This is a genomic window from Candidatus Pseudomonas auctus (assembly GCF_048654275.1).
Lineage (GTDB): Bacteria > Pseudomonadota > Gammaproteobacteria > Pseudomonadales > Pseudomonadaceae > Aquipseudomonas > Aquipseudomonas pharyngis.
Window position 1 is genome coordinate 505,515 of the sequence record NZ_JBJYZK010000003.1, and the last position, 23,248, is coordinate 528,762.

Here is a 23,248-nt window from a genome sequence, read left to right on the forward strand (position 1 = left end):
GGTTGGCCTTGTGAGCCGTTTGGCGTACACTGCGCAGGCTTGTTGCTCATAAGCCACACAGAGCGCCAGGCTCGGGGCCGTTTAGGATTCGACGCCGGTTGCGAAACTCTAGGTGCATGCCGACTTGGTAACAGAAGTCGTAAATCCACTGTTGCAACTACTTATAGTTGCCAATGACGACCAATACGGTGCTGCTCTCGCTGCTTAATTGCAGCTGACATGCACTCCTGGTACCTTCGGGTCCAGCAATCATCAGGGGATGTCTGTAAACCCAAAATGATTGTCATATAGAACAGAATCGCCGTGCAGTACGTTGTGGACGAAGCGGCTAAAACTTACACAACTCGCCCAAAGCACCCTGCCCGTCGGGTCGCTGAGGGTTAACTTAATAGACACGGCTACGCATGTAGTACCGACAGCGGAGTACTGGCGGACGGGGGTTCAAATCCCCCCGGCTCCACCAAATAGACAAAAAAGACGTCCATGGACGTCTTTTTTTGTGCCTGCGATTCAGTGAATACGCCGCTTCCAGCGCTTTTGCGGTCTTTGAAGAGTTTTTGAGCTCCAGCCATTCGGGTATTCCAGAAGGTATTTCAGCCCATCCGTTGCTCATTTGGAGTACCGAATCAGCACTTGAGGATACCCTCATCCCTGCTCAAAATCTCCGTCTCTCCCATTGACAGCTCAAGGCAGTCAAACCCGCGTCCAAGGACTACTTCCTTACTGAAAGTGAAGGTTTGCAGCTCCGAGTACGCAGCAACGGTTCGTTGCTGTGGAATTTCAACTACCGCGATCTGTTCGCCAAGAAGCGCATCAACATCGGCCTCGGGACCTACCCCGAACTGACATTGATGAATTCGCGAAAGATGGCTGTCGACCCGCGCGAGCTGCTCGCACAGGGCATGGATCCGAAGGTGCGACGCATCACTATGGATGAAGCCAAGCGCGCAGAAACGGAACACACCTTCGAGAATGTGGATACCACCTAGCCCGGTCTCAAAAAAGACTCAGTTATCCAAGGGACTATCGCAAAGCGATTGCAGCGAGAGACACCTTGGGCGTGGCAGAAGAAGCAACCTGTTTGCCAGGTTGCAGTGACGCGACGCACTATTACTATCTGCTAACAGTTTGACTGCTCGCGAAACGCCCGGGAAATAATGGTTCTTACAATTATTAATTCCCGCACCAATCATCACAAACGACAGCATTAGATACGTCAAAAAACCGTCGAGGCCATTTTTCAGAACAGCACGACGCCTGAATAAAGGAAGACTTGCAATTGGGAGAAATCCCAGTCATATAATAAAATGATGGCAATATTCCAATTGCAGCAAAAAATATATCTCTGCTCAAAACAAAATTAAATCAACGCCAAACGAAGGGATTCAGCAATTGAAAAGTCGTCCTTTTACCATATTCCTGTTGAAACAAGGATTCAACGCCACTAACTCGCTAAAAGAAGAGCACGAATTAGGTCAGGTCGTAGCATCAGATCGTCTTCCTAGAAAATCGAGCGTTTATATTCTAGACGGCCAGCCAAGAGAGCCTTGGTGGCGTCAATATTTCAATATCGCCAACCCTCTCCAACAATCAAACAAAGGCGCACTAGTCTTCATACCAGTAGCAGACAGATGGTTTGCCCTTTCGTTTGGACATGTATTTCATAAGCTTCGCGATAACTGCTACGAGTATGACTTCGGACTGCTAGTAACACTTAACAGTCTCGATCCAAAAAAACTGAAGAGTGCAGATGTAATGGATCCTGGCGCTTCAAGAAGGAAGAGAACCCAGATCCCAGCGGCTGCAGATATAACGTTCCTTGACTTTGACAGCAATACAGAAATTGTTCGAAGCCTTACAGGGGCTGTCAGGGAGGATCTAACTGGACTTTTTAAAAGCGCGACAGGCTCAGCTAGTCTCAAAATCAGTTTAAAGCTCGCTCCTGAGGAGCTTCATAACCTTTGCACTAACCTACTAGCGTTGTACAACAGCAATGACTACCTGAACACTTTTCCAAATGTTGGGAAAATCTCACCTGAAAATGATCCTGACATTGTGCGCACCCTAGATGACAAACTGCTCAAGTGTTTTATTTCCCAAGATCCGTCGCTCTCCATTTGTATCCCTGATATCGTAGATTATCGAGACAACACTTCCTGCAGATTTCAAGGACGTGGTGGAGTGGCGGAAATCTATACAGACATATCGCTGGAAGCATTTTACGACTACCTTGGCGAAAAAATCGATCTGACTGATTTCACTATAGACAAATTAAAATCTTTTAGCGTTGCATTGTGCGATACAGATGGAAACATTAACAAAGCCTATAATATATATAACTGCCTACTGCTTGACATTCATGAGCAAGCAGAAATTTATCACATATGTGAAGGCTCATGGTATCGAGTAGAGCGAGAATACGTAGAGCTACTTAAAGAATACCTCGACACAAAATTCGAGCGTACGGATTTATTTGATTACAATCACGACTTTACAAAGGACGGGATCAGCCATTACAGCGAAGAATCTTATAATACTGCTGTATCTGAAAGTCTACCCGCGTTTATATGTTTGGACCAAACAAATATGAGCCTTGATGGGCAGACTGCCATTGAGCCTTGTGACTTATACACTCTGAGCAGGGCTGATAACGGCGAACAAGAGCTGGCCAAGCTTTACCACTTAAAGATATCCACTAGATCATCTCAACTCAGTCATTTATTCAACCAGGGCATAAACTCAGCTGAGCTAATAATTTTGGAGCCAAAATGCCGGGAAAAGCTAAAGGAATTGATCACAGAACGAATCGGCCAAAATAACTTACAGCAATACTGCGACGCAATCGAAAACATTAACATAAAAATAATCTATGGAATCATAACAACCAAAGACCCAAACCTTCTTTCGGAAAACCTGCCGCTTTTTTCTAAAATCAGTCTAATGCGTTGCCTCAAGAGCTTGGAATTGATGCAGATCCCGTCTGCGATCACTTACATTCCCGACGTAAGTCCGGCAAAAGGAAAATTCAGTGCCCTCCCTTCCGTAATTGTGGAGGTGGTGCATAGAAAGAACAAAACCGAAGCGTGTGTAATTGCCGGTCAAACTCTACAACAAGGGACTAAAGTTAGTCGCTGCCCCACCGCCATCACGGATAGTGCGGCAGGGTCTCATTTCAGAATTTTTTATAAACTTAACAACGCGGGGGCGCCTTACTCAAGTCATCTCTGGCCCTATGAGGCACTTTAAATAATGAAAGATCTTCAGACATAACAATAGACTTCCGTATCAACTGTACTTACATGTAAAATAAGCGGCTCCTGAGCACATCTCAGGAGCTTAGCATCAAAGGTGATGATCACGGCGGTACGTCATCGACTTAGTAATGTTCTTCGATATAGGCATACGCCTTCTCAAAAAGGTCTTTGTCTTTGCTTAGTCCAAACTGCGCCAAGGTCAGCATAAGTGCTTTCTGGATTTCGCGAGGACCACTGTTGGAGTTCTGCCAGCCCTCAAAGCGGGTAGCGTTCACAATTTTGTCGATCTGCTCGACCACATCACCAATCAGCTTCGGCGTTGTTTCCGGGCGCGTTTCTAGGAAGAGTTTGGTCAGCGCCTGCTTGTTGTCTGCCACCGTAACCACATGGTCACCAGTTTCACGCTCAGCCTGCACCGTATCTTTGGCGGCATCCAATAGGCCCTTGAGCCAGTCAATGGCCTTGATTACACCCGCTTCATATTCTCGGCGCAGTTTCTCTAGGCGCTCGCCCAGCTCGACGAACACGGCCTCGCCATGGCCGCGCAGACGCCCCATCAAGTCTATTTCCATTCGGCGGGCACGTTTTTCCTGCTCTTTTTCGGTCAGGGTGAAGATTGCGTGTTCATCCATAATTAGCTCATCGATGTCATCGCGTATGCGACTGATATCGGTGTGCTCGTGAATCATCTTTATGGTCTCGGGTCCTAACGCGGCCCAGACCAGCGCCCCCGTTTGACCAACCGGGCGTACTGATTCATAGATTTGCGCCAGCCATTTGTAATCCTGGCGGTAGGGTGTAAGGAAAGGGTCGGGGTTGATGGCCGACCAGAGTTTGGCCAGCACGCCAAAGGCTACGGCAAACTCATCGCGACTTTTATTGTCCGGCAAGCATTCCTGTGCGGCCAGGATGCCGTCGAAGCCTGCCAGGGTGCGGTCCACGTTCGGGAAGAAAGCCAGACACAGCTTCAACTGCTTTGGCAGCAACTCCTTGAATTTCTCGATGCCTTCGACAATCCCGTCGATCTCTTCCGGGTTATAGGCCAGCGCCGTGCGCAGGTTTTCGAATACACCCAGATAATCGATGATCAGGCCCATACGCTTGACCACCCCGTCCGCCTCGTACAGGCGGTTGGTGCGGCACATGGCCTGCAACAAGGTGTGGTCACGCAGCGGTTTATCCAGGTACATGCAGTAGCAGATCGGCGCATCGAAACCGGTCAGCAGCTTGGCAGTCACGATCAGCAATTGCAGGGACTGTTTCGGGTCTTTGTAGGTTTCCAGCAGATTTTTCTGCGCCTGCTCTTCACCATCGAATTTCTGCCAGCGCTCAAAGTCGGCTTGCTTGATTGGTAGATCGAGCTCCTCCTTCCACTTGTTCCAGTCCTTGTTGAGCTTACCGTTCTCATCCTTCACCGGAGCCTGGTCGAGATTCATGACCACCTCTAGTGCGTCGAAACCCAACTTGTTACCAAGTAGGTAATACATCTGCACGCAGGCATCGCGGTCATAGACCACCACCATGGCCTTCATCTTTTTCGGCTGCACATGGCTGGTGAAGTGTTCGGCAATGTCGGCGCTGATGGCCTCCATGCGTTTCGGTGCCTTGAGCATCACGGCCAGCTTACCGGCGCGTTTGGACAGGACGGCTTTTTCGTCCTCGTCCAGGTTGTTGTTTTTGACCAGTTGCTCGAACTCTTCGTTGATCGCCTCACGGTCGACCCGCAATTCGGCCAAACGGGGCTCGAACTTAACCGGGTTAGTGGCACCGTCGCGGATCGACTGTTTGTAGCTGTAGCGGTTCATATAGCGGCCGGGGTCTTCATTGGCGCCGAACAGCTTGAAAGTGTTGCGTTCGATGCCGGAGATCGGCGTACCGGTCAGGCCGTAGAAGTGAGCATTGGGCAGCGCCCAGCGCATCTTCTCGCCCAAGCCGCCTTCCTGGGTGCGGTGGGCTTCATCCACCAGCACGATGATGTTGTCGCGATTGTTCAGCCCATCCGGGTTGAGTTCATCAACCTCGACATCCTTGAACTTGAAAATGGTCGTAATCAGAATCCCGCGGCTGTCTTGCTCGATATGTTCACCGAGCTTTTTGCAGGTCTGCACCTTGATCAGGTTTTTCACATCGGCGCCGCCGAAAGTCTCGCTAATCTGGCTGTCCAGGTCACGGCGGTCGACCACGATCAGCACGGTGGGGTTTTTCAGCTCGTTGTCGGCACGCAGCATCTTGGCCGCGTAGAGCATCAGCAGCGACTTGCCCGAGCCTTGAAAATGCCAGATCAGGCCTTTTTTTAGGTAACCCTGTTTGACCCGCTCAACAATCTGCTTGGCCGTCTCGAACTGCGGGTAACGCGGCAGCAATTTGATGCGTTTGGGTGGTGTGTCTTTACCGGTTTTATGGGTAGAGAACAGCGCAAAGGAGGCCAGCAGTTGCAGTAGGGTTTGTGGGTTCAGTAGCCCTTCGGTGCTCGCCAGCACGGAGGCCAGGGTAGCGGGAATATCCTCACGCTGATCGGTGTGGTGCCAGGGGCCCCAATCCTTGACACGGGCATTAATCGCTCCGTAGGCAAAGGTTTTACCCTCACTGGCGAAGCACAGCAGGTTGGGTACGAAGAAGGCTTTTGCATGCTGCCAATAGTGCTTTTTACCGCCCATAAAGTCAGCGGCACCATCCTGCCAACTGACGCTGGGGCGAGTGGCGCTTTTCACTTCACCTACCACCAGAGGGATGCCGTTCACATACAGCACAATATCGAAGAACACCTCGCCAGCCGCTACATAGTGCACCTGCTGGGCCACCACAAAGTGGTTGTTGTCGAGGTTGTCGAAGTCGATCAGATTGATGGTGACGTGCTCACCGTTCTCGCCAAAGGCCAGGGTTTTTTCGGCCAGCAGCCACGCTTGGAGATTTTCGTTGGCCCTGACCAAGCCACTGTGCGACGCCTCCAACAGGACACCGCGCAGCTTGTGGATCACCTCATCGGCATAATCCGGCTGTTTTTCGATAGCTGGGTTTAACAAACATAACGCGTCTTTTAGCCACTCATCGACAAAGATATCCTGCGCCTTCTTGGGCAGGCTTTCGCCGTGGCAGTAAGTCCACTTTACCCCGCTTAAATTTCTTAAACGGTCGATAATTCCATTTTCGGTGACGGTTTGCTCGTTAAACATAACGGCCTCGGACTAGGAGATAATTGTTTCAATAATGCGACTTCTTAAAGTCGAATGAGATTTTGACAAATAAGTCAATTGCTCGCGAACCTCCAGGAAAGACGACATGGTCGAAAAAATCAGTGTTTGCTCTTCCGTCGGCGGAACTGGAATATTAATTTTTGATAATGTCTTCTTATTTATCTTCTTCATGCTAGCGCTAGTGCCAGCAGCCACGCGCTGTATTGATCTTCGGCCATACGGAGAAAGAAGATATGCTTCGAGATATTCTTTAACAATCAACTTTTCATTCAGCCTTAACCGCATCATCGTGTCTGGAAAAATAACTTTATCTTTACGAGACTTATAAATACCGACAAGGCCAACCAAGTCTTGAGTGTTCGCCCTGGATATTAGGAAATCGCCTTCCTTAAGTTCTAGGTCAGCGTCATAATCTGACATAGCGATTGGCTTCAACTCCCCGTCCAACACATATCCATCAGGCGACAAATTATTTAAGTTTAAGACGTAGCTCCCTGTATCACTTGAAACCTCATTAGCCGAGAATCCACTTTCAGGAACACATGTCAGTAGATCCCCAAGGAGCATTGTTTTCCAATTGCAAGGCAGAGCAACCTGGGTTGCCCCTCTCTCATAAAAATTCTGAAAAAAGCTTAAATATAAACTTCTTATATTTTCCGTGGAGGATATCTGCAGATCAATTAGCTTTTCGCTTGCTTCTTGGGATTTGACCAGCAAGTTAAGAATTTCTTCTTGCGCGAAAGAGCAATTGACAGTGAACTCCCAAGAGGCCAACGCTGAAAATTTGGTTCTAGGCGACAAAGATCCAGATGACGTAGCAATGGCGACTCGCCAAAAAGCATCGGATTGAATTATAAATCTTAACAAGCCAGGCATTATCTTCGAAGGCTTTGGCTCTAAAACAATAATATCTCCCGAGCAGATACCATCAAACTCTGCTACTGCAGACTTCTTTAAGTAAGGGCGACGCTTTCCAAGAAGAATTTGCCCTTTTTTAAATACACGAGTGAAACTCGGGCTATCTACAGCCACAGAGCCCCAGCGCTTTATTTTTAACGAGCCAGAGTCTAAATGCTCTAAGCCGATATAGCGATCATATCCATCCGCAATCGGCGCCCTTGTTGTAGCTTTAACCTCACGACAAATATCGCCAAATCGTATACTGAAGACGTCACTCATTATTTACTCACCCCGACGCTTAAGATTTCGAGGCTTTTAAATAGCTGTCTAGTTTTGTTTTTTAATTTCACTCGGCCAACTTTCCAAACTTCAATGGCATGTTCAATATCATGTGATTCGTCTTCGTCGCGGGCCTGCACATAGAGCGGTATCGATAAATTGTGCTGATTCTCGCGAATCGTCTCGATTTCCACCAGCGCGGTAATGGCCGGCAGCTTGTCCGGTGCACAGTAGGCTTCGATCAGCACAGCTAGATCGTCATCCGAAAGTCGGCTATGGGCACGCTCACGGGTGACATTCTCGACGCCATTGATGAACAGGACTTTGCCTTTGCGCTCAGTGGGTTTGTTGCAGTTGAGCACCACCACGCAGGATTCCATCGGCGAGTTATAGAAGAGATTGGGGCCAAGGCCGATCACTGCTTCGATAATGTCCGACTCGATTACCTGTTTACGGATTGCCTGCTCCGAGTCGCGGAACAGCACACCGTGGGGCCAGAGCATGGCGGCGCGGCCGGTGTCGGGCTTCAGGCTTTTGATGATATGGGTGTAAAAGCCATAGTCGGCACAGCCCTGGGGTGGCACGCCGTAAAAGTTACGGCCATAAGGGTCGGCAGCGAACTTGTCGCGATTCCATTTTTTGATGGAGTACGGCGGGTTGGCAAAGATCACGTCGAACTGCTTGAGCTGGTCGTTATCGATAAACTTGGGCTCGGCCAAGGTATCGCCTCGCAGCACTTCAAACTCTTCGATCTCGTGCAGGAACATGTTCATACGGGCGATGGCGGAGGTGAGCAGGTTCACTTCCTGGCCATAGAGTTTGACGCTACGCCATTCTTTACCTTCGTCCCGCAGATCCATCACCGCGTTGAGCAACATGCCGCCGGTGCCGCAGGTGGGGTCATAGGCAGTTTCACCGGGTTTGAGACCCATGATGCGGGTCATCAGGTGCACCACGGTGCGATTGGTGTAGAACTCGGCGGCGGTGTGGCCAGAGTCGTCGGCGAACTTCTTGATCAGGTATTCGTAAGCTTCGCCCAGGTCGTCCTGGGCCACCGACTTGATGCCCAGAGGAATCTTGCTGAAGTGCTGAATCAGGTCGGCCAGCAGGTGGTCGGGTAGACGCTCTTTGTTGGTCCACTGGGCATCGCCGAATACGCCGTGCAGGCGTTCGTTGTGGGTCTCGATCAGGCGCAAGGCATTCTGGATGGCTTCGCCGATGTTCTTGCTGGTATGGCGAACCTTTTCCCAACGCGCCTCCTGGGGAATATGGAAGCGGTGAAACATGGGCATGACGGCGTAGTCGGCATCGCCCTCGTTGACTTCCATGGCCTCGACATACTCTTCCAGGTAAACGTCGGACAGGCGTTTATAGAACAGTAGCGGGAAGATGTACTGCTTGTAGTCGGAGGCGTCGATCTGCCCGCGAAGAAACTCGGCCGCTCCCCAAAGGAGGTCTTCGAGTTTCTTTTTGCCAAGTTGGGAGGCTTGGTTTTTCTGGTACTCAATCATTCTAACGAGTCTTATCTAATAGCTGATGAGCAAGTTGGCTCAGGTCGACGAGGCGTTTGTCTGCGCCGGCGGCATCTTTATGTTGGCGCTGCTGGTGAAACTGCTCGTACTGCGACTCGGCGTGTTGCTTGATGAACTGCGAGGTGTTGCTGTCGGCGCTATCCGTGCTCATAGCTCAAACCCTTCCTTGATCAGCAGTTCTTCCAGCTCCTGCTCGGCCTGCTCCAGTGCGGCGAGTTTCTGCTGAAAGTCTTTCAGCGCCTCTTCGACGGTGATGGTTTCTTCTTCCAGTGGTTTTTGCACATAGCGGGCAATGTTCAGGTTGAAGTCGTTTTCGGCAATTTCGCCCACCGGCACCCAGCGCGCTACGCCTTCCAATACTATGGCAGAGGGGCCTTGCTGATACTGCTCTAGGTAGATATGGTAAATCTGATCCGCCTGGGCATTGCTGAGGGTGTTTTGCGCGCGGCCTTTGGTGAAAATCTCCTCGGCATTGATGATAAGCACATGGTCACGATGCTCATCAGGGCGCTGCTTGCGCAGCAACAGAATGCAAGCCGGGATAGCGGTGCCGTAAAACAGGTTGGGCGCTACGCCGATAATGGCTTCAATGCGGTTTTCTTGGAGCAGGCTGGTGCGGATTCGGTCCTCTGCCGCACCACGGAACAGCACGCCATGAGGCAGCACAACCGCCATTCGCCCATCGGCATTGAGGGAGGCGAACATGTGCTGTACCCAGGCAAAGTCACCGTTGGTTTTCGGGGCCAGGCCGTGACTGTTGCGGCTGTAGGCGTCCGCCGCCCATTGTTCATGACCCCACTCACTGAGGCTGAACGGTGGATTGGCGATCACACAATCAAAGGTTTCGAGCCGGTCGTAGATCAGAAACTTGGGCTCACGCAGGGTATCTCCACGAACAATCTCAAAGTCTTCCTGGCCGTGGAGGAACAGGTTCATGCGGGCAATGGCTTCAGTAGTTAAGTTCTTTTCCTGACCTTTGAGCTTCAGCAGCCGGGGATCACCCGCATTTTCTCGAACGTGGTGAATGGTCTCCAGCAACATGCCGCCCGTACCGCAAGCCGGGTCATAAACGCTTTCACCCGCTTTGGGGTCAAGAATGTTGACCATCAGCCGCACAATAGTGCGCGGGGTGTAGAACTCACCGGCTTTCTTGTTGGCTTTGTCGGCAAAGCGCTTGATCAGGTATTCGTAGGCGCGACCCATATCGTCGTTACGAACGCTGGCAACCCCGAGATCGACTTTGTTGAAGTGGTTGAGCAGCGTAGCTAGCAGCTCATCCGGCAAGCGCTCTTTATTGGTCCAACTGGCATCGCCGAAGATGCCATGCAACTGGGTGTTGGCTTGCTCTATGCCTAGAAAAGCATCCTTAAGTGCCTTGCCGATATCGTGGGACTTGGCGAAGACGTCATCCCAGTGGCTGCCAACAGGAATCTGGATGCGATGGAAGATTTTCTCCCGCGCCAGCTCCGCGCTTCCGACCTTGGCCAGCACCTCTTCAAACTCTTCGTCATATACATCGCAGATCCGTTTGAAGAATAGGATCGGGAATATGTAGGTTTTGTAGTCGGAGGCGTCAATGGGGCCGGTGATGATGTGTGCGGCGTGCCATAGGTGCGCTTCAAGGTCTTTTAATTTAATCAGGGTCATTTTTACTCGAAAAAATCTTGAGCAGCTGTTCGGGTAGCCTGCTCCGCTGGCAGGCTAGAGATGGGGCAAGTGTACTGGATATCACCGAATCGAAGGTCCGCATGTCGAAACTACGGAGGCCTTAGCGCTGTGAGGGTGGAAGCGCTTCAGCTTAGTCAAGACAACTGGCAGAGATATCGCTGAAAATCTCAACAACCTGCGGAAACCTCTGGCATTCCAAAAGGTATTCCACACAAATCTCTAAAAGAAAATAACCTATCAAAATCAACAATTTAGCAATCCTGTTCAACTTACCCCGGCCCGACAAGGCCCGCCCAGTGCGGGCCTTGTCGCATCTGCAATTCAGCATCCGCATGATGCCTCCAGCCACCGTCCTAGGAAATTTCCCGCAACCCGCGTCGACTTTCATGAACTGGTTCAAGATGCTTCCAAACGCTAGTCTTCGCGCTCCGCTGCAACCCGGCAGATGGTTTACCAAAGGGATTCGCCGGGAGCCTGAAACCATGGAGCCTCGTCATGAAAAAAGACACCCCAAGCCTGCCTGATCAAACACCGTCTCACGAGTCCGAATCGAAAGAACCCGCTGTGCTTGCCCAGCCTCAGGAATACGTGAGAAAGCCGCGTCGCACCCTGCCTTTCAACGAGATTTTCTCCGTGCGCACCGATGTGGATACGGCCACTCTGCTGACCCATGCCTGTGAAACCCTCGCGGCGCTCAACATGATGACGGCGAACATCGCCGATGATTTCACAGGCTCTCAGCGCAGCCGGTTGCTGGCGATCCGGCAGCTGTCGATCATGACCGAAATGCTGGTCAATCGCGCCGTGGAGAACCTGGATCCAGTGAATCTGGTGCCCCGTACGACGGCGCCTGTCGTGCACTGAAAACGACCGTTCGTCGATGACGCAAGTCGTTCATCGACATGAACTTTTCTTCACCCCGGCGGCGGTGATGGCCGTGTACATTGGCCTCGCTCATTCAAGAAACTACGGTTCGCCCGCGCTCCTGCGGGCTTTTTTTCGCCTGCGCTTTGCCTGGCAGGCGATAGACGCAGGTGTCTTGCTCGCCGTGCCGTTCCGATTGCCGGGCCCCTGGGTGGATCCTGATCAACACAAACCCGACAGCCTCGGCCAGACGCCGGCTTCGCGCATTGGCAGAGGACGCCGTCAGGTAAAAGGTGAATTCAGGAAGGTTGTTGAGCAGATGCGTGAGGGCGGCGCGCATGTAGCCCTTGCCCGATTGCTCGGTGTTGGCCCAATAACCCACGACGTAGCGGTTGCGCGAGCGGGGCTTGAGTCCGATGCAACCGATTAGCGCTTGCCCGTCCTCGGTCACGATCAGCCATCGTCGCTCGCCGGTTTCGCTGTTGAATTCTTTTCGAGCCTTCAGCAGAAACTCGAGCGCCTGCTCCGCGTTGGTGTACTCACGCGGCCAAGGCAGAAATTCCGAATGATCGAGGTAACTGGCGCTCAGCGCCTGCTGAAACAACGAGTAAAACGCCGGATCCGCCGGTATCAGTCGCAGCGACCGCTCCCCCGCGTTGAATGCCCATTCCATCATGTCCTCCTTGAACGACGAATCTCATAACCGGATGTGAAGTGAATCAGGGAAATTTATAGGGCTCTGCGTTCGGCGATCCAGTTGTGTTTTCCGTCCGGCCGGACAATTCTGTCAATCATCCCCTGCCTCCGGAGCACCCGATGCCGCTGCTGACCCTGCCCTGTCAACGCCTGACGCTCGCGGTACTCGACCCGGATCAGGCGCCGCTGGAAAGCGCGTTCTACCAGCGCAATCAACGTCACCTCGCGCCGTGGTCACCGATTCGCACCACCGATTACTTTTCCACTGAACAGATCCGCCGACGCCTTGAAATACAGGCCAGTGCCTTCGAAGCCGGGCTGGCGGTGCATATGGCGTTGCTGACCCCGGACGGCGCGCAAATGATCGGGGCCTGCAATTTCAGCGGGATCATCCGCGGTGCGTTTCAGGCGTGTTATCTGGGTTATCACATCGACGAGGCGCATCAGGGCAAGGGTTTGATGCAGGAAGCGCTGGAGGCGGCCATCGCCTATATGTTCGACACCCAGAACCTGCACCGGATCATGGCCAACTACATTCCCGGCAATGAACGCAGTGCCCGGTTGCTGGAGCGCCTCGGGTTCGAGCGTGAAGGCTATGCCAAGGCGTATCTGAACATTGCCGGGCGCTGGCAGGATCATGTGCTGACGGCGCGGGTCAATCCGCGTTTCGAAACGTCGGAGCAACGCTGGTCGCGACCGCTGTCGTGACGTTCACAAATTATTAAGGAATGGCCGCGTAAGCTCGGGTTTCCGCTCACTTCCGGTTGCCTGAACCCATGTCGCGTGCCGCCTCTTCTCTGCTTCTGCTTGCCGCCCTGCTGTTCTTTTTCGCCCTCGGCAGCCATCAACTGCAAGGCTCCACCGAGGCCCGGGTTGCGGGCATTGCGATGGAAATGCACCTGGACAATGACTGGGTGACGCCGCGCCTGTTCGGCGAGCCCTTTCTGGAAAAACCGCCCCTGAGTCTGTGGCTGGATGCCGGCGCCCTGCGGGTTTTCGGTGTCTCGCCCTGGGCGGTGCGACTGGCGTCGGCGGTGGCCGGGTTGCTCAGCGTGATGCTGCTGTACGCCATGTTGCGCCGCTTCGAACGCCCGAAGGCCATCGCCTGGACGGCGGGGATTCTGCTGGCGACCATGGCCAGTTACTGGAGCAACGTGCGCGGCGTCGGCGAGGATGCGTTGCTCGCACTTGGAGTGACCACGGCACTGTTGGCGTTCTTTCAGGCGCAGCGAACATCGACCCCAGGCAATTCGTTGCTGTTTGTAGTCGGGATTGCGATCGCTACGTTGAGCAAAGGCGTGCTCGGCCTGGCGATGCCGGGCGTGGTGATTTTCGCTTTTCTGCTGGCCGACAACCTGATGGGCAAGCGCTTCAAGCTGACGGACTGGCTGCGTCCGGGTTTGCTGACCCTTATCGGCCTGATCCCGCTGATGATCTGGCTCGCCGTGCTCTATCAGCGCGGCGGCGTCCAGGCCGTCAGCGAAGTGTTGTTGACCAACAGCGTCGGACGTTTCAGCGGATCGTTCGTCGAAGCCGGCCACTACGAGCCGTTTTACTACTACCTCGCCAAACTGCCGCAGGCGTTTCTGCCCTGGAACATTCTGGTGTATCTGGGGTTGTGGCATTTTCGCAAGGAGCTGAAGGCCAATCGTTACCTGCTGTTTTTCAGCCTGTGGATAATCGCGCAATTCATCCTGCTGACCCTGGCCTCAAGCAAACGCACGGTGTACCTGATGTCGATGACACCCGCAGCGGCAGTGATCGCGGCGGAATATGCAGGCGTGCTGTTCGAAAGGTTGAAGGATCACAAGAACGGTTTTGTCGGACGAATCGCCCGGCATCGTCAGACAGTGGCGGCGGGGATACTGGCGGTGGTCATCGCCAGCTACCTTGGCGCCGCGCAATGGGCACTGCCGAACGCCGATAAACACCTGTCGTTCCTGCCGCTGACCGAACACATTCAGGCCCTGCAGGCGAGCGGCAATCAGGTCGCGCTGTTTCAAGCCAACGAACGGGTCGGCGGCGCCAGCGTGTTCTACACCCAAAGCGTACTCAAGGGCCTGGACACCGATGCGCAGCTACGGGAGTTTCTCAGTGCATCGCCCTCGCACATCGCCGTGATGTCGGGAGACAGCGAACCCGCCGCCCCGCTGAAAGTCCACAAGACCATGATGGTCGGGCGCCAGGCGTATTACTTCGTGGGCTATTGAAGCCACGACAGCACAAACGAAAAACCCGCCGGTGATGGCGGGTTTTTCATTTCAGCGGCGAGGACTCAGAGAGAAACCTCAGGCTGTGCGCCGAACACCTTCCGCTCTCGCTTGCTCAACACCGGCAACTCCAGACGAGCCCGCTCGTAGAACGCCAGCGCCGTCAGCAAACACGCCAGCCACACGAAGATGCCGGCCCAGAACGTGTGGGACATGTAGTGCCAGCCCTGTAGGACCCGCGTAGTGCCGTAGACAAAACCGAGCAGCAGCGAGCCCCACAGCAACGCGCTGGAGAAACGCCACTGGTAACGACGCGCCACGAAATACAGCGCCAGCATGGTGAAGCCACCGGAAGCATGACCGCCCGGCCAGCAACGCCCTTCACCCGCTTCGTGGAACAGCTGGAAATTGTTGTACCACTCGATGTGCGGCATCTTTCCGCCGTACAGCGTGGTCTCGATCGGGCAGTAGACGCTGGTGTGTGCCTTGAGGAAATGGATCACCCCGGTGCAGACCGCGAAAGCCACCACCACAAACAGAAAATCCCTACGGTGCTCGGCGGCAAAGCGCAGCACCGGGGCGACTTTACTGCGCTCAAGAAACCCGCCCAGGCGCGGATGCTTTTGCGGTTTCAGCAGCGGCCAGACAAACGACAACATGGCGCCGATCAAGGCGATTTCCGCCGTCCAGTTCGGAATGATCCGCGCCCACTTGTGGGTCAGTTTTTCAAAAAAGTGAATCTTGTCGAGCGGAAAGGTGTGGGTCAGTGGATCGAACAGCAGATTGCTGAAGGCGATGTCGATATTGGTCATGTCGAACATCAAAAAAACCACGGCTGCGCAGAGCAGCGGGATGCCGAAGTTGTAAGCGTAAAAGCGTGATTTCATTGGGTGGTCACCGTGCGCCAGTCGGAGGCTTCAATGAAGCCGAGCATCTGTGGGGCCGCCGGGCTGGCGGCGGAAACAAACAGCGACGCGCCGTACCCGAGGGTCGAGGCCGGCACCTTGAGGTCTTTTTCCAGCTGCGCCATGCATTCGCTGTGGGTCACCAGAATCAGGTTGCGCCCCGGGACTTTGTGCGCGAGCGCATCCTGCAACATCCGGCCCTTGCAACTGATCAACCAGTCTTCGCCGGTCGCGGCCTTGTTGAACATGTAGCCGGCGGTCTGCACCGTGCGCACCATCGGGCTGTTGTAGACGTCGGCCTTGTCCAGGCCCAACTGCTCGAACTGCGCGCCGACGCTCACCGCGACACTGCGCGAGCGATCGGTGATGCCATCGTGGCCGCTCAGGCAAGCGGCTTTCGAGTGGTCGCAGCGCTCGACGTGGCGCACCAGCACGATGATGTCGCCTTTGTTCCAGCCCTCCTTGAGCGCCTGCGCCCCGGCCACATTGCCATGGGCAAGGTCAGGCACCGCCGCCGGTGCCAGCAGCCAGAGGGTCAAAGGGATCACCAGCACCGAGGCCGCCAATACCACCCAAGTGTTTCGAAAACGGGCCAGACCGCTCAGATCAATCGAGCGCTTGACGCCGAACAGACTCAGTCGCAATTCCACAAAAAGCCGCCATCACTTGTCATTCGATGCGACGAGGTTAGAGAGCACGGCGTGGGCAGGCAGTGAAACCCATGTGAAAAAAGTCTTGTGAGTGCCTGTTACAAATTCCGTAGGACAAAATCCTTTCAGCTCTCGGATTTGCGGCCGATACAGTCCTGCTTACACCCTTGCTGGCGCAAAAAAACAACAATCTTCCAGCCTGACCGACGATCAAGACGCACAACGTTTTCTGGAGGATTTGTGATGAATAGCTGGTTCGGCAACATCAGCGTGAACCTGAAACTGGGGCTCGGATTCGGCCTCGTCCTGGCCCTGACCTGCATTCTGGCGCTCACTGGCTGGACCAGCCTGGGCGGCCTGATTGACCGCAGCAACTGGATGAGCGACATCACCCAGCTCAACGCTGGCCTGACCAAACTGCGCGTGGTGCGCCTGCAATACATGCTGACCAACGGCGATGAAACCGCCGCGCAGAACGTGCAGACCACCCTCGACGGGTTCGCCGCCCAACAGCAGAAGCTGATCAGCAGCTTCAAGAGCCCGGAAAACGTCAAACTGCTCAAGGAGCAGGCGGCGACCATCGCCGAGTACCAGACGTCCTTGAACAAGATGCGTAACGCCTACCGCACTGGCAACACGGCGCGCGACTCGATGGCCTCCAGTGCCACGACGGCTTACGGCCTGATCGAAGCGCTGAGCAACCGCGTCCAGCAAATGCCGCTGAGCGATGAGCGTTTCGAGCAGTTCCAGGCTGTCACCGCCGCCAAGGAAGCGTTTATCCTGGCGCGCTACGAAGTGCGCGGCTACACCGCCACCGCCAACGCCGAGACCGAGCAGAAAGCCGTCGGCCAACTGGATGCGGCCATCGCCAGCCTCAAGCCACTGAACATGCATTTCGCCAGCACCCAACAGGACGCCCTGCGTCAGCTGGAAACCGCACTGACCAACTACCGCAGCGCCTTGCAGGCCTTCAAGAACGCCAACACCGATGCGGTGCAGGCGCGCAAGGAAATGACCGATCAGGGCAACCTGATCGTATCGCTGAGCGAGCAGCTGTATCAGATCCAGCTGGATCGTCGTGACGCGGAAAGCGCCCAGGCCCGCACACTGCAACTGATCAGCACCCTGCTGGCGTTGCTGGTCGGCATCATCGCTGCCTTCATCATCACCCGTCAGATCACCCGTCCGCTGCAGGAAACCATGGCCGTGGTCGACCGCATCGCCAGCGGCGACCTGAGCCAGAACGTGATCGTCACCCGCCGCGACGAACTCGGCGTGCTGCAACAAGGCATCGCCCGCATGGGCGTGACCCTGCGCGACCTGATCAGCGGCATCCGCGACGGCGTGACCCAGATCGCCAGCGCCGCCGAAGAACTGTCGGCCGTGACCGAACAGACCAGTGCCGGCGTGAACAGCCAGAAGGTCGAGACCGATCAGGTCGCCACCGCCATGCACGAAATGACTGCCACTGTGCAGGAAGTCGCGCGCAATGCCGAAGAAGCCTCGCAAGCCGCAGCCGCCGCTGACGGCGAAGCCCGCGAAGGCGACAAAGTGGTGAACGAAGCCATCGCCCAGATCGAGCGTCTGGCCAGCGAAGTGGTGCGTTCCACCGAAGCCATGAGCGTGCTGCAACAGGAAAGCGACAAGATCGGCAGCGTCATGGACGTGATCAAGGCTGTGGCCGAACAGACCAACCTGCTGGCCCTCAACGCCGCCATCGAAGCCGCCCGTGCCGGTGAGGCCGGTCGCGGTTTTGCCGTGGTCGCCGATGAAGTCCGTGGCCTGGCCCAGCGCACGCAGAAATCCACCGAGGAAATCGAAGGTCTGGTGGCCGGTCTGCAGAACGGCACGCAGCAAGTGGCTGCCGTCATGAACAACAGCCGCGCCCTGACCGACAGCAGCGTCGCCCTGACCCGCAAGGCTGGCGACTCCCTGGAAAACATCACCCGCACGGTGTCGAACATCCAGTCGATGAACCAGCAGATCGCCGCTGCCGCCGAACAGCAAAGCGCCGTGGCCGAAGAAATCAGCCGCAGCATCATCAACGTCCGCGACGTGTCGGAACAGACCGCGGCGGCGAGTGATGAGACCGCCAAGTCCAGCGTTGAACTGGCGCGGTTGGGTGGGCAGTTGCAGCAGATGGTGAGTCATTTCCGCGTGTAAACCCCGCACACGAACGCCGATGTACAAAGAAGGGCAGCTGAAAAGCTGCCCTTCTTTTTTGCCCGGAAATTGCCAACTTCAGGAAGTGGATGACGCGTTCTGAAACGCAATTACACACGCTTGATCAGGGGTGTTTAAGGACACGCCGTGATACGTCCCGAAGCCCACAAAACCTTGCGCCGTTGCCTACGGCTACGCCAGAATCCGCCGGCTTGTGCGCCTTGGGCTGGCTGCGTAATTTGATTGCGTCACTGATTTCCAGTGATCGAACTTAGCGGTTCGGAATGTCCCCCAACGGTTGCACATGTCGAATCCAGTCAGGCGCCAGCCTGCACTTGATGGTGGCTGTGCGCATGGCACCTTCGGGTGCGCCGGGTTTTGGGTGACTTACCGGTCCGCTAACTTGCGCACAGCTGCCACCCTTTCGCTTAGCGGCGAAAAGGTGCGGCCTAACCAGAGGTTAGTCACCCATGTTCAAGGTAACGCCAAACCCACCGCTCACCGAACCCACAACCCTCCCGGATCCAGCATCCCCCTACGAATGCCCCGGCTCGAAACGCTTCAACGAAGCCGCCGAGCGCGCCCTCGATTATCACCTGGGTCCACTCAGCGCCCACATCATGGCCGCGCCCTACAAACCCAACACTCTCTATCAGGCTCATCCCGAAGCCGACACCGAATCCCTGCTGGTCGACGCCAGCGAATCCCTCGGCTCCGCCACCGTCATGCTCAACAATCATGTGGCGCTGGTCGAGGGCAGCCACCGCAAGACCCTGCAAGGCATCGCCCAGATCGTGATGATCGCCGAACTGGCCGTTAACCGTGCGCTGGACAAGGTCGTGCCGACGGATTGATGCGGGAGGTGGCGAGTGCGGTGCACTCGCCGCTTCTTATTGATCGTTCAATGACAAAGCCCGCAGGACGCGGGCTTTGTCACAAAGACTTTAGGCTTGTCTCGCTCAAATTCTCCAAGGGTTGATCACCTCAACCCCCAACGTCGCGCAAGCGTCAGCCATTTACTTTATTCGCGGATTCAAATTACCTTTCAGAGCGCTCATCCGCCCACGGCGGCCTCGATAAAGAGGATTCGGTCATGCAATCGCTCGGCTTCACCTCCGTCCCACCGCTGCTCAAGTACCTGCGCCATGCCGAACATCTGGGCATGGCCATCGAGCCTGCGTTGGCGGCGGCCGGGTTGCAGGCGCAGCAGTTGAGCGACAACAGCCTGCGCTTGCCGGGTGAAACCCATGAGCGGTTGCTCGATTACTTTTGCGAACACTCGGGCGATCCGCTGTTCGGCCTCAACGCGGCGAATTTCGTCCTGCCCAACTCGTGGAGCGTGCTGGGTTACATCACCATGAATTGCGCGACATTGGGCGATGCCATGAGCCGCATCATGCCGTTCGAAAAACTGGTGGGCGACATGGGCGTCAGCCGCGCCGAGGTGCACGACAGCCACGTACACCTGATCTGGAGCTGTCGCTTTGAGCGGCCGCGGATTCGCCGGCATCTGGTGGAAAACGTGCTCGGCTCCTGGCTGCAATACGCGCGCTGGATCGCCGATACCCGACTGTCGCCGGCCGCGGTGTGGCTGGAACACTCACTCCCGGCGGGCACGACGCTGACGCAGTACGAACAGTTTTTTGAATGCCCGGTGCTGTTCGATCAGGCGTATTCCGCACTGATCGTGCCGCTACCGTATTTGCAGTTGCCGTTGCGCCAGGCCGATGCGCATTTGCTGCGCACCCTGGAAGAGCACGCGCAGAGTTTGATGGCGACACTGGAGGATGCGTCGCTGGAGCAGCGGGTCAAAAGCATTCTGCGCCAGTTGCTCAAGGAAGGCCTGCCGCGCAAGGAACAAGTGGCCGAACATCTCGCCGTGTCGGTGCGCACACTGCAGCGCCAGTTGCATCAGGCCGGCACGTCGTATCAGCAGATTCTCGATGAACTGCGCCAGGAACTGGCCGAGCATTACCTGCTCAACAGCACCCTGCCGATTCAGGACATCGCCCAGTATCTGGGCTTCAGCGAATCACGCTCCTTTCACCGCGCCTTCAAGAGCCGACGCGGCATGCCGCCCGGTGAGTTTCGGCAGGCTCACCGGGTCTCGAACGACGGCTAGAGGCTGATCGCGTTGGTGAACACCAGACGATTGCCGAACGGATCGGCGATGGTCATGTCCTGGCTGCCCCACGGCATGGCCTGAATCTGTGGATGCGAAAACTTGTATTCCTTGGCCAGCAACTGCTGCTGAAACGCCTCCAGTTCATCGGTCTCGATCCGCAGAGCCGAACCCGGTGTGGCATCGCCGTGGTGTTCGGACAGATGCAGCACACACTCGCCACGCGACACTTGCAGGTACAACGGGAAACCGGGTTCGAAACGGTGCTGCCAGTCGATCTTGAATCCGAGGAAGTCGACGTAGAACTCCACGGCTTTGGCTTCATCGAAAATCCGCAGGATCGGGGTGGTTTTGCCGAAGCTCATGGGTTGCTCCCTGACTGATTGGCCCCAGAGTGTAGCCGGGGTGGATGTCAGCAATTCGGCTTGGTGATGGCTTTCTTTAATTGCAATGTGCCATCACCGTGACGCAGTCAGCAAAATTCAACGAAAGCCGTCGCGCAGATCGCCCTGGCGCGCCAGGAACCGCCCTGCTGTTTGCCCGTTGGCCTGGCCGTCGCGATAACTCAACACGCCATTGATCCACACGCCATCAATGCCTTGGGCGGCACGTTGCGGGTCGTTGAAATCCGCCACGTCACGCACGGTCGCCGGGTCGAACAACACCAGATCCGCCCAGTGTCCTTCACGAATCTCGCCCCTTTCCTTCAAGCCAAAACGCGCGGCCGACAGACCGGTCATCTTGTGCACGGCGGTGTGCAGCGGAAACAGGTCGACATCACGACTGAAATGTCCGAGCACCCGTGGGAAAGCACCCCACAGACGCGGGTGCGGGAACGGGTCTTCCGGCAGGCCATCGGAGCCAACCATCGACAGCGGATGGGCGAGGATCCGGCGCACGTCGTTCTCGTCCATGCCGTAATACACCGCGCCCGCCGGTTGCAGGCGTCTGGCGGCGTCGAGCAATGACAGGTTCCATTCGGCGGCGATGTCCATCAGGTCGCGACCGCCCATTTCCGGATGCGGCGTCGACCAGGTGATGGTGATGCGGTGGGCGTCAGTGACCTGCTTCAGATCCAGGGTCGAAGAACTCGCCGCATACGGGTAGCAATCGCAGCCGACCGGGTGGGTTTTCGCCGCCTCCTCCAGCGAGGCGAGCAACTGCGGACTGCGCCCCCAGTTACCGGCGCCGGCACATTTGAGGTGGGAAATGATCACTGGCGATCGGGCGTGGCGGCCGATGCGGAAGGCCTCGTCCATTGCTTCCAGCACCGGTTCGAATTCACTGCGCAGGTGGGTGGTGTACACCGCGCCAAATGCATTCAACTCTTCGGTCAATTGCATGACTTCATCGGTGGATGCCGAGAACGCGCTCGCATACGCCAGCCCTGTGGATAAACCAAGGGCGCCCGCCTCCAGGCTTTCACGCAACTGCTCGCGCATGGTGGTGATTTCAGCGTCGGTGGCGGTGCGAAACAGATCATCAAGATGATTGCTGCGCAGCGCCGTATGCCCGACCAGCGCCGCCACGTTCAACGTGGTGTTGGCCGCTTCGACCGCCGCCCGATAATCGCTGAAACGCGGATAGACGAACGCTGCCGCCGAGCCGAGCAGGTTCATCGGATCCGGCGGATCGCCGCGCAAGCTGACCGGCGCCGCACTGATCCCGCAGTTGCCGACAATCACCGTGGTCACGCCCTGGCTGAGCTTGGGCAGCATCTGCGGCTGGCGGATCACCACGGTGTCGTCGTGGGTGTGCACGTCGATGAAACCCGGCGCCAGCACACGGCCAGCGGCGTCGATTTCATCGGTGGCGCGGGCATCGCGCAAGTCGCCGATCTGCGCGATGCGGCCATCGAGGATCGCCACGTCGGCGGCGTAACCGGGGCTGTTGCTGCCGTCGATGACCAGCGCGTTGCGAATCAGAGTGTCGTACAGCATGTCAGTCTCCCAGCGGCAGGTGATCGTCGCCGCCACGGTATTCGTCGAGGGCGAGTTTGATCCGCCGCAGACGTTCTTGATTGTCTTCAGGATTGGCCAGCGCAAGCTCGGTGGCCAGCACGTCGATGGCCAGCAGCATGCCGTAGCGCGCCGCCGTCGGTTTGTAGATGAACGAGGTCTCGGCGCCTTGCAGCGGCAGGACGATGTCGGCCAGTTCCGCCAGCGGCGAGTCGGCGCGGGTGATGGCGAGAATCCGTGCGCCGTAGTTGCGCGCCAGCGCTACGGTCTCCAGCAACTCCGGGGTGATGCCGGTCAGCGAACAGACGATCACCACCTGCTCGGCGCTGAGGCTGGCGGCGGTGACGCGCATCATCACCGCATCGTGGCACACCGCAATCGGGTAGCCGAGGCGTACCAGTCGCACCTGCAACTCATCGCTGCACAGGGTCGAGCAACCGCCGATGCCAAAGGCGTGGATCATCCGCGCCTGGCCCAGCAGTTTCACCGCATCGGCGAAGCGCGATTCGTCGAACGCCGCCAGATGCTGGCGCAGTGTGGTTTCAATATCGCCGACGATCTGCCCGTAAAACGCCGACTGTTCGGGCGTGCCCGCCGGGTCGAGAAAACGGCTGCCGACGCCGCTGGCCTGGGCCAGTTGCAGTCGCAGATCGCGCAGGTCGCGACAACCGACGGTGCGGGCGAAGCGCGACAGCGTGGCGGTGCTGACTTCGGCCCGCTGCGCCAGCTCTTCGAGGCTGGCGGAAGCGGCAAATCCTACGTCGTCGAGCATCAGACGGGCGATGCGTCCTTCACCGGCGCTGAAGGAATCCTGACGGGCGCGGATCTGATAAAGGATGTCCATGGCGGATAA

At 56.0% G+C, this 23,248-nt stretch carries 17 protein-coding genes, 1 other RNA gene and 3 pseudogenes; 10 read left to right on the plus strand and 11 right to left on the minus strand.

The window, feature by feature from the left end; all coding sequences use genetic code 11:
• Positions 1–73 precede the first annotated feature (73 nt).
• The 3 genes and pseudogenes from ssrA (at position 74) to ACKUG4_RS08780 (ending at position 3,246) form a co-directional block, all read left to right on the plus strand.
• Positions 74–463: a transfer-messenger RNA gene (gene ssrA, locus ACKUG4_RS08770) on the plus strand.
• A gap of 184 nt (positions 464–647) precedes the next feature.
• Positions 648–983 (plus strand): annotated as a pseudogene (locus ACKUG4_RS08775) (Arm DNA-binding domain-containing protein); the annotation flags it as partial.
• Between the two features lie 409 nt (positions 984–1,392).
• Positions 1,393–3,246 (plus strand): DUF6119 family protein, encoded by a 1,854-nt coding sequence (locus tag ACKUG4_RS08780; protein ID WP_445433818.1) that lies wholly within the window; start codon positions 1,393–1,395, stop codon positions 3,244–3,246.
• Positions 3,247–3,376: 130 nt separating this feature from the next.
• On the opposite strand, the gene ACKUG4_RS08785 is transcribed toward ACKUG4_RS08780, so the two are convergent.
• The 5 genes from ACKUG4_RS08785 to ACKUG4_RS08805 are packed head-to-tail and all read right to left on the minus strand — an operon-like array spanning position 3,377 to position 10,806.
• The gene (locus tag ACKUG4_RS08785) at positions 3,377–6,427 is read right to left on the minus strand and encodes a type I restriction endonuclease subunit R (RefSeq protein ID WP_445433819.1); all 3,051 of its coding nucleotides are present in this window, start codon (positions 6,425–6,427) and stop codon (positions 3,377–3,379) included.
• A gap of 12 nt (positions 6,428–6,439) precedes the next feature.
• Entirely contained in the window at positions 6,440–7,627 is a 1,188-nt protein-coding gene (locus ACKUG4_RS08790) for a restriction endonuclease subunit S (RefSeq protein WP_445433820.1), read from the minus strand.
• A complete protein-coding gene (locus ACKUG4_RS08795; protein ID WP_445433821.1) occupies positions 7,627–9,138 on the minus strand; it encodes a type I restriction-modification system subunit M in 1,512 nt (503 codons plus the stop codon). The genes ACKUG4_RS08790 and ACKUG4_RS08795 overlap by 1 nt, the downstream gene beginning before the upstream one ends.
• 1 nt (position 9,139) lies before the next feature.
• Positions 9,140–9,310, minus strand: a complete 171-nt coding sequence (locus ACKUG4_RS08800; RefSeq protein WP_445433822.1) for a hypothetical protein — start codon at positions 9,308–9,310, stop codon at positions 9,140–9,142.
• A complete protein-coding gene (locus ACKUG4_RS08805; RefSeq protein WP_445433823.1) occupies positions 9,307–10,806 on the minus strand; it encodes a type I restriction-modification system subunit M in 1,500 nt (499 codons plus the stop codon). The genes ACKUG4_RS08800 and ACKUG4_RS08805 overlap by 4 nt, the downstream gene beginning before the upstream one ends.
• 516 nt (positions 10,807–11,322) lie before the next feature.
• Here ACKUG4_RS08805 and ACKUG4_RS08810 point away from each other — a divergent pair.
• On the plus strand, positions 11,323–11,691 hold the full coding sequence (locus ACKUG4_RS08810; protein ID WP_221615020.1) for a DUF6124 family protein: 369 nt from the start codon (positions 11,323–11,325) through the stop codon (positions 11,689–11,691).
• 94 nt (positions 11,692–11,785) lie between these two features.
• Here ACKUG4_RS08810 and ACKUG4_RS08815 read toward each other — a convergent pair whose 3' ends face one another.
• Positions 11,786–12,364, minus strand: coding sequence for a GNAT family N-acetyltransferase (locus tag ACKUG4_RS08815; protein WP_445433824.1), 579 nt, complete (start codon positions 12,362–12,364; stop codon positions 11,786–11,788).
• A gap of 143 nt (positions 12,365–12,507) precedes the next feature.
• Here ACKUG4_RS08815 and rimJ point away from each other — a divergent pair, with 143 nt between their 5' ends.
• A complete protein-coding gene (rimJ, locus tag ACKUG4_RS08820) occupies positions 12,508–13,095 on the plus strand; it encodes a ribosomal protein S5-alanine N-acetyltransferase (protein ID WP_445433825.1) in 588 nt (195 codons plus the stop codon).
• Positions 13,096–13,163: 68 nt separating this feature from the next.
• Positions 13,164–14,597 (plus strand): ArnT family glycosyltransferase, encoded by a 1,434-nt coding sequence (locus ACKUG4_RS08825; RefSeq protein ID WP_445433826.1) that lies wholly within the window; start codon positions 13,164–13,166, stop codon positions 14,595–14,597.
• A 65-nt stretch (positions 14,598–14,662) separates the two neighbouring features.
• Here the strand turns inward: ACKUG4_RS08825 and ACKUG4_RS08830 are convergent, their stop codons facing one another.
• Positions 14,663–15,484, minus strand: coding sequence for a phosphatase PAP2 family protein (locus ACKUG4_RS08830; protein ID WP_445433827.1), 822 nt, complete (start codon positions 15,482–15,484; stop codon positions 14,663–14,665).
• Positions 15,481–16,152: a lipopolysaccharide core heptose(II)-phosphate phosphatase PmrG gene (pmrG, locus tag ACKUG4_RS08835; protein ID WP_445433828.1), complete on the minus strand. Its 672-nt coding sequence runs from the start codon at positions 16,150–16,152 to the stop codon at positions 15,481–15,483. The genes ACKUG4_RS08830 and pmrG overlap by 4 nt, the downstream gene beginning before the upstream one ends.
• A 243-nt stretch (positions 16,153–16,395) precedes the next feature.
• Between pmrG and ACKUG4_RS08840 the strand changes: the two are divergent.
• The 4 genes and pseudogenes from ACKUG4_RS08840 to gliR all read left to right on the plus strand — a co-directional run.
• A pseudogene (locus tag ACKUG4_RS08840) lies at positions 16,396–17,409 on the plus strand (methyl-accepting chemotaxis protein); the annotation flags it as partial.
• Between the two features lie 309 nt (positions 17,410–17,718).
• Positions 17,719–18,315, plus strand: a pseudogene (locus tag ACKUG4_RS08845) (methyl-accepting chemotaxis protein); the annotation flags it as partial.
• A gap of 470 nt (positions 18,316–18,785) precedes the next feature.
• Positions 18,786–19,169: a DUF6124 family protein gene (locus ACKUG4_RS08850; RefSeq protein WP_011332363.1), complete on the plus strand. Its 384-nt coding sequence runs from the start codon at positions 18,786–18,788 to the stop codon at positions 19,167–19,169.
• A 239-nt stretch (positions 19,170–19,408) separates the two neighbouring features.
• Entirely contained in the window at positions 19,409–20,437 is a 1,029-nt protein-coding gene (gene gliR, locus ACKUG4_RS08855; RefSeq protein ID WP_445433829.1) for an AraC family transcriptional regulator GliR, read from the plus strand.
• Here gliR and ACKUG4_RS08860 read toward each other — a convergent pair.
• The 3 genes from ACKUG4_RS08860 to ACKUG4_RS08870 form a co-directional block, all read right to left on the minus strand.
• Complete coding sequence (locus ACKUG4_RS08860) at positions 20,434–20,802, minus strand: glyoxalase superfamily protein (RefSeq protein WP_011332360.1); 369 nt, start codon at positions 20,800–20,802, stop codon at positions 20,434–20,436. The genes gliR and ACKUG4_RS08860 overlap by 4 nt on opposite strands.
• A gap of 117 nt (positions 20,803–20,919) precedes the next feature.
• Positions 20,920–22,377, minus strand: a complete 1,458-nt coding sequence (locus tag ACKUG4_RS08865) for an N-acyl-D-amino-acid deacylase family protein (protein WP_445433830.1) — start codon at positions 22,375–22,377, stop codon at positions 20,920–20,922.
• 1 nt (position 22,378) lies between these two features.
• Positions 22,379–23,239: a MurR/RpiR family transcriptional regulator gene (locus ACKUG4_RS08870; RefSeq protein ID WP_007953817.1), complete on the minus strand. Its 861-nt coding sequence runs from the start codon at positions 23,237–23,239 to the stop codon at positions 22,379–22,381.
• Between the last annotated feature and the right edge of the window lie 9 nt (positions 23,240–23,248).